Origin of the sequence: Rahnella sp. WP5, from assembly GCF_000745615.1 — a bacterium.
GTDB lineage: Bacteria > Pseudomonadota > Gammaproteobacteria > Enterobacterales > Enterobacteriaceae > Rahnella > Rahnella aceris.
In genome coordinates, this window is the sequence record NZ_KN050720.1 from 645,186 (window position 1) to 651,434 (window position 6,249).

The 6,249-nt window shown below is 51.0% G+C and carries 5 protein-coding genes and 3 tRNA genes; 3 read left to right on the forward strand and 5 right to left on the reverse strand.

From position 1 onward, the window contains the following. Window positions 1–63 precede the first annotated feature (63 nt). On the reverse strand, window positions 64–1,293 hold the full coding sequence (locus EX31_RS20075; protein ID WP_013574450.1) for an Nramp family divalent metal transporter: 1,230 nt from the start codon (window positions 1,291–1,293) through the stop codon (window positions 64–66). A 417-nt stretch (window positions 1,294–1,710) separates the two neighbouring features. Here EX31_RS20075 and EX31_RS20080 point away from each other — a divergent pair, with 417 nt between their 5' ends. After that, window positions 1,711–2,898, forward strand: coding sequence for a NupC/NupG family nucleoside CNT transporter (locus EX31_RS20080; RefSeq protein ID WP_013574449.1), 1,188 nt, complete (start codon window positions 1,711–1,713; stop codon window positions 2,896–2,898). A gap of 136 nt (window positions 2,899–3,034) precedes the next feature. Here the strand turns inward: EX31_RS20080 and EX31_RS20085 are convergent. From EX31_RS20085 to EX31_RS26090, 3 genes are all read right to left on the reverse strand, one after another. Then, window positions 3,035–3,110, reverse strand: a tRNA-Ala gene (locus EX31_RS20085). 72 nt (window positions 3,111–3,182) lie between these two features. Beyond that, window positions 3,183–3,258: transfer RNA gene (locus EX31_RS20090), tRNA-Ala, on the reverse strand. Between the two features lie 84 nt (window positions 3,259–3,342). Next, complete coding sequence (locus EX31_RS26090; protein ID WP_153374863.1) at window positions 3,343–3,483, reverse strand: hypothetical protein; 141 nt, start codon at window positions 3,481–3,483, stop codon at window positions 3,343–3,345. A gap of 128 nt (window positions 3,484–3,611) precedes the next feature. Between EX31_RS26090 and EX31_RS20095 the strand changes: the two genes are divergently transcribed. Continuing rightward, window positions 3,612–4,403 carry a formate/nitrite transporter family protein gene (locus tag EX31_RS20095; protein WP_013574448.1) on the forward strand — a complete coding sequence of 264 codons (792 nt, stop codon included), beginning with the start codon at window positions 3,612–3,614 and terminating at the stop codon, window positions 4,401–4,403. 88 nt (window positions 4,404–4,491) lie between these two features. On the opposite strand, the gene gltX is transcribed toward EX31_RS20095, so the two are convergent. Further along, the gene (gene gltX, locus EX31_RS20100; protein ID WP_013574447.1) at window positions 4,492–5,910 is read right to left on the reverse strand and encodes a glutamate--tRNA ligase; all 1,419 of its coding nucleotides are present in this window, start codon (window positions 5,908–5,910) and stop codon (window positions 4,492–4,494) included. Window positions 5,911–6,173: 263 nt separating this feature from the next. Between gltX and EX31_RS20105 the strand changes: the two genes are divergently transcribed. After that, window positions 6,174–6,249, forward strand: a tRNA-Val gene (locus EX31_RS20105).

Below are 6,249 nucleotides of genomic sequence, written 5' to 3' on the forward strand. Positions count from 1 at the left end.
ATAAAACAAAAACGGGACAGCGCAAACTGTCCCGTTTTTTATTATCTGTCGCTGGCGAAGGCGTTATTTCAACATACCTGTCAGCAGATAAAGGTTAAGGCTGACGACGATCAGCACGATGACCCGCCCCGCCCACTGCACGGTTTTAGTATTCACCATCTCGCCCATCAGGCTGCGGTTACCGGTAAAAGCCAGCAACGGCAGCAATGCCAGCGCAATCCCGAAGCTCAGCAATACCTGGCTCATCACCAAAATGCGTGTGGCATCTAATCCCATCAGGATCACAATAAAAGACGGCATCATGGTCACCGTACGGCGAACCCACAGCGGAATGTAGAATTTCACGAACCCCTGCATCACTACCTGTCCGGCCAGCGTGCCGACAACTGTAGAAGATAAACCGGCTGCCACCAGACTCAGACCGAAGGTGGTCGCAGCAGCGTGGCCGAGCAACGGTTGCAGCGTCAGATAGGCTTCATCCAGCTCACTGATCCCGCTGTGTCCGCTGAAATGGAATGCCGCCGCAGCCGTCGCCATCATCGCCAGATTCACAAAACCGGCGATGGTCATGGCAATACCGACATCCAGCTTGGTGGCTGAATAACGCTGCGCTTTGGACGCCTTGCCGCCCCGCTGAGTCAGCGAAGAGTGCAGATAAATGACATGCGGCATAATGGTCGCGCCGAGCACACCCGCGGCCAGATACACCGAATCAGCGGTTGGCAGTGCGGGGATTAACATGCCTTTGCCCAGCGCCAGCATGCTTGGCTGCGAGAAGAACAATTCAACAATATAGGCCGCAGCAACAAACAACAGCAAACCGGCGATCACCAGTTCCAGCGGCTTTTGCCCGCGTTTTTGCAGCCCAAGGATAATAAAGGTGGCAATCCCGGTAAGTACTGCGCCCTGTAACAGGGAAACCCCGAGAAGCAATTTGAAGCCTATGGCGGCGCCAATAAATTCGGCCAGATCGGTGGCCATTGCGATAATCTCCGCCTGCACCCAGTAAGCCCAGACGGCCGGACGCGGGAAACGATCGCGGATATGTTCGGCCAGGTTTTTGCCGGTCGCGATACCGAGTTTGGCAGACAACAACTGGATCAACATCGCCATGACGTTGGCCCATACCACCACCCACAGCAACTGATAGCCATAAGAAGCACCGGCCTGAATATTCGTCGCAAAGTTGCCCGGATCGATATAACCAATGGCGGCGATAAAGGCCGGCCCCATCAGTGAAAGCTTCATCTTTCTGGACGCGCGGCCTGCAGATTCGGCCCGGCTGTTCAGCATAGTTAGTTAACCCTTACAATTATTACGCTTACATCAATGATATCTAATTGATAATGATTATCAAGTGCATTTGGGATGATCTGAGTGATTACTCTGATAGGCAGCAGCGGTAAGCGAGAAGGTAATAACTGAGGGGGTGATTCGCTCACCCGGCTTCAGAAAGCCAGACGCAGCGCACTTTCCTAAAACAGACATTAACGGGCCAGATTCAGAACGCATTACGGCACATGATAAAACTAGCACAGGAATGCTAATTGTGCTTAGTTTTATTAACATCTTGATTTTTTGTGTGATGGGCCGCGATTTGTTGCAATTCGTGTCTGTAATTTCTATATTTGCAATCGACTTCACGTTTTAAATGTACGCGTTACATAAAATGACCGTCGAAATATAGCCTGCCTCTAATTTGGAGCACCCATGTCCCGAATATTGCACTTTGTATTAGCGTTGGCCGTTGTCGCTGCACTCGCTTTACTGGTGAGCCGTGACCGGAAAAATATCCGTTTACGCTTCATCGTTCAGCTGTTGGTCATCGAAGTCTTGTTAGCCTACTTCTTCCTGAATTCTTCTGTTGGTTTAGGTTTTGTGAAAGGCTTCTCAGACTTGTTTGAGAAATTATTAGGATTCGCTGCGGAAGGGACCGGCTTCGTATTTGGAGGCATGAGCGATAAAGGATTAGCGTTCTTCTTCTTGAAAGTCTTGTGTCCGATCGTGTTTATTTCTGCGTTGATCGGTATTTTACAACACATTCGTGTACTGCCTTTCGTCATCCGTATTATCGGTACGGTTCTGTCGAAAATTAATGGCATGGGAAAACTGGAATCTTTCAACGCCATCAGCTCCCTGATTTTGGGTCAGTCAGAAAACTTTATCGCATATAAAGATATTCTGAGCAAAATGTCTGAAAAACGTATGTACACCATGGCTGCCACAGCAATGTCGACGGTTTCTATGTCGATTGTGGGTGCGTACATGACCATGCTGGAACCGCGCTTTGTTGTAGCTGCGCTGGTGCTCAACATGTTCAGTACCTTCATCGTACTGTCGTTGATCAACCCTTATAAAGTTGATTCAGAAGAAGACCTGCAAATCGGTAATACGCACCAGGGTCAGAGCTTCTTTGAAATGCTGGGTGAATACATCCTGGCAGGCTTCAAAGTGGCTATCATCGTTGCAGCCATGTTGATTGGTTTCATCGCACTGATTTCCTGCCTGAATGCGTTGTTCGACGTGGTATTCGGTATCACCTTCCAGGGCGTGCTGGGTTATGTCTTCTATCCATTCGCGTGGATGATGGGCGTGCCAAGTCACGAAGCCTTGCAGGTAGGCAGCATCATGGCAACCAAACTGGTTTCCAATGAATTCGTTGCGATGTTGGATCTGCAGAAAGTAGCAACCGAACTTTCACCACGCGGCGTGGGCATCCTGTCCGTGTTCCTGGTGTCATTCGCTAACTTCTCTTCCATCGGTATCGTTGCCGGCGCTATCAAAGGCCTGAACGAACATCAGGGCAACGTGGTTTCACGCTTCGGCCTGAAACTGCTGTACGGCTCAACGCTGGTCAGCGTGTTGTCTGCTTCTATCGCGGGTCTGGTACTGGCGTAAGTAAGCAAATACAGAACGACAAGAAAGGCGCTCCGGCGCCTTTTTTTATGTCTGCGATTCAGCGCAGTAAAACAGGCAAGAGAAATGACAAACTGACAAAAGCAAAAAACCCGCCGAAGCGGGTTTCTTTAATATTTGGTGGAGATAAGCGGGATCGAACCGCTGACCTCTTGCATGCCATGCAAGCGCTCTCCCAGCTGAGCTATACCCCCACACGAGGTCGTACACATTTACTTTTTTGTTTCCCTGGGAAGGAAACAGCCAACTTGCTCTGGAAAGGAAGTTGGTGGAGATAAGCGGGATCGAACCGCTGACCTCTTGCATGCCATGCAAGCGCTCTCCCAGCTGAGCTATACCCCCAATTCATGCCCGTAAAAACGGGTGAACGGGGCGCATAATATGAAACGTCGCTACCCCTGTCAACGGCTAAATCCGTTTCTCAATTCAAGCGCTGAAAAAGCCGCCAAATCCCCCATTCCACAGGGAAAAATCCTCTGCCATCAGGGAAATTTTCAGACAGACGCTTTGTTTTACAATTTGTCCGCCAGCCCGCATTTTTCCTAGCTTTCTGATCTGCTTACGCATTTCCTTAACATCTATGTCCGAATGATTAATGAAATGTTAGCAGACTATGATAATCGCCTTGTTTTGAGATAAATCTCAGAATAGACTTCTCGCGCAATAATCATAACTTACACCATTCGAGCACTCCCATGTCCTTGTATTCACCTAAAGAAATCGCATCCATCGCCGTCACAGCGGGCGTTAATAAAAGCCGCGCCACCGTGTTGAATTTGTTAATTTTGGGCTTTCTGGCTGGCGCATTCATCGCCACCGGTTTCCTTCTGGATCTGCATGTAATAGGGACATTACCTGCATCCTGGGGTTCATTCAGTAACTTGCTTGGCGCTGCCGTCTTCCCGGTAGGCATCATTCTGACCGTGTTAGCAGGGGGAGAACTGCTGACCGGTAATATGATGACCTTACCTATCGCCTGGTTCGCGCGTCAGATAAGCCTTTACGCGGTGCTGCGTAACTGGTTCTGGGTCACTGTCGCTAACCTGCTGGGCAGCCTGGCAGTGGCCTATTTCTTCGGCCACGTTCTGGGGCTGACGGAAGGTGCTTTCCTGAGCAAAACGGTGGCAACCGCCACCGCGAAGGTCAACGCAGACTTCATGCATGCGTTCATTTCCGGTATCGGCTGTAACTGGCTGGTGTGTCTGGCAATCTGGCTGGCCTTCGCCAGCAAAGAAGTTGGCGGCAAAGTGATCGGCATGTGGTTCCCGGTTATGGCGTTCGTGGCCATCGGCTTCCAGCACGTGGTAGCAAATATGTTCATCGTGCCTGCGGCAATCTTTGCCGGTGCGCTGAGCTGGTCAGAATACCTGCCTAACTTCGTGGCCGTGTTCCTCGGTAACGCCGTAGGTGGTGCGGGCTTCGTTGGCCTGATGTATTTCCTGGCCTACCGCCCGACCGTTGAAACACCGGCAACTGAACAACGTTAATTAAGACGTTTTTCACACCCGGGTTTTAAGAAAAGAAAAAAGCCAGCCGGTTTCCCGCGCTGGCTTTTTTATCGCTATTTAACCGCCATTACTGTGCTTGTGTTTCGCGCTCAGCAATAAAGGCTAACGCCATATCGATACGCGCCAGCACACGGCTCTGGCCGATAGCGTGAACGGTGACATCAACACCCGGTGACTGGCCTGCGCCCGTTACCGCAACGCGCAGTGGCATACCAACTTTACCCATTCCCACTTCCAGCTCATCCGCCGTGCCCTGAATCGCATGGTGAATGTTTTCAGCGGTCCAGTCAGTGATAGCGGCCAGTTTGGCGCGAACCACTTCCAGCGGCTGACGTGCAACCGGGCGTAAGTGTTTCTTCGCCGCGTCGGCATCAAACTCTGCAAAATCTTCGTAGAAGTAACGGCAGGACTCCGCCATCTCTTTCAGCGTCTTGCAACGTTCGCCCAGCAGGGTCACGATTTCAAACAGCTGCGGACCGTTACGGGTTTCGATACCCGCCTGCTCAACATGCCACAGCAGATGGGTCGCCACGTAATGCGGATCCATTGTGTTAATGTAGTGGTGGTTCAGCCATTGCAGTTTTTCAGTGTTAAACGCACTGGCAGATTTGCTGACGTTTTCCAGTGAGAACAGCGCTTTCATTTCGTCGCGGCTGAAAATTTCCTGGTCGCCATGAGACCAGCCCAGACGCACCAGATAGTTCAGCAGCGCTTCCGGCAGATAACCGTCATCACGGTATTGCATCACGCCGACCGCACCGTGGCGTTTGGACAGTTTTTTACCGTCGTCACCCAGAATCATAGAAACGTGCGCGTAAACCGGTACCGGCGCGCCCAGCGCTTTCAGGATGTTTATCTGACGCGGCGTATTGTTGATATGGTCTTCGCCACGGATAACGTGGGTGATTTCCATATCCCAGTCATCGACAACGACACAGAAATTATAGGTCGGTGAACCGTCGGTACGGCGGATGATCAGATCATCCAGCTCGTCATTACTGAATTCGATCGGTCCGCGGATCTGATCGTCAAAGATGACAGAACCTTCCTGCGGGTTACGAAAACGCACCACACACGGCTCATCAGCAGCGTGATGTTCGTGGCTGTCGCGGCAGCGGCCGTCATAACGAGGCTTCTCGTTATTTGCCATTTGTTCTTCACGCAGCGCTTCCAGACGTTCTTTAGAGCAATAGCATTTATAAGCCGTGCCGTTTTCCAGCATCTCATCAATCACCGCGTTATAACGGTCAAAACGCTTGGTCTGGAAATACGGGCCTTCATCCCAGTCCAGATTCAGCCAGTTCATGCCATCCATAATCGCGTCGATAGCTGCCTGAGTGGAACGTTCGAGATCGGTGTCTTCGATACGCAGCACAAACTCACCGCCAAGGTTGCGGGCAAAGAGCCAGGAATAGAGCGCGGTACGGGCGCCACCGACGTGCAGATAGCCGGTCGGGCTTGGGGCAAAACGGGTTTTGATTTTCATCTGGGTGCAACCTTAATCACGCAACGCCAAAAAACGTCGCTATCAATTAACAAAAAGTGGCTGACATTCTACCACTCTGCCCTGATTCCTCAACGCACAACCAGGGGCAGTCACGTGGTTTAAGGCCATGAATGCGTAAAGAATCGACTACGCGGGCGAGAAACACGTCAGGTTGACTAAAAATAAGCCGAATGAACATTTTTGTTTTTAAAAAGCGTTGACGTAATTTCAAGTATCCCTATAATGCGACTCCATCACGACGGGGGCGATTAGCTCAGTTGGTAGAGCATCTCCTTTACACGGAGGGGGTCGGCGGTTCGAGCCCGTCATCGCCCACCA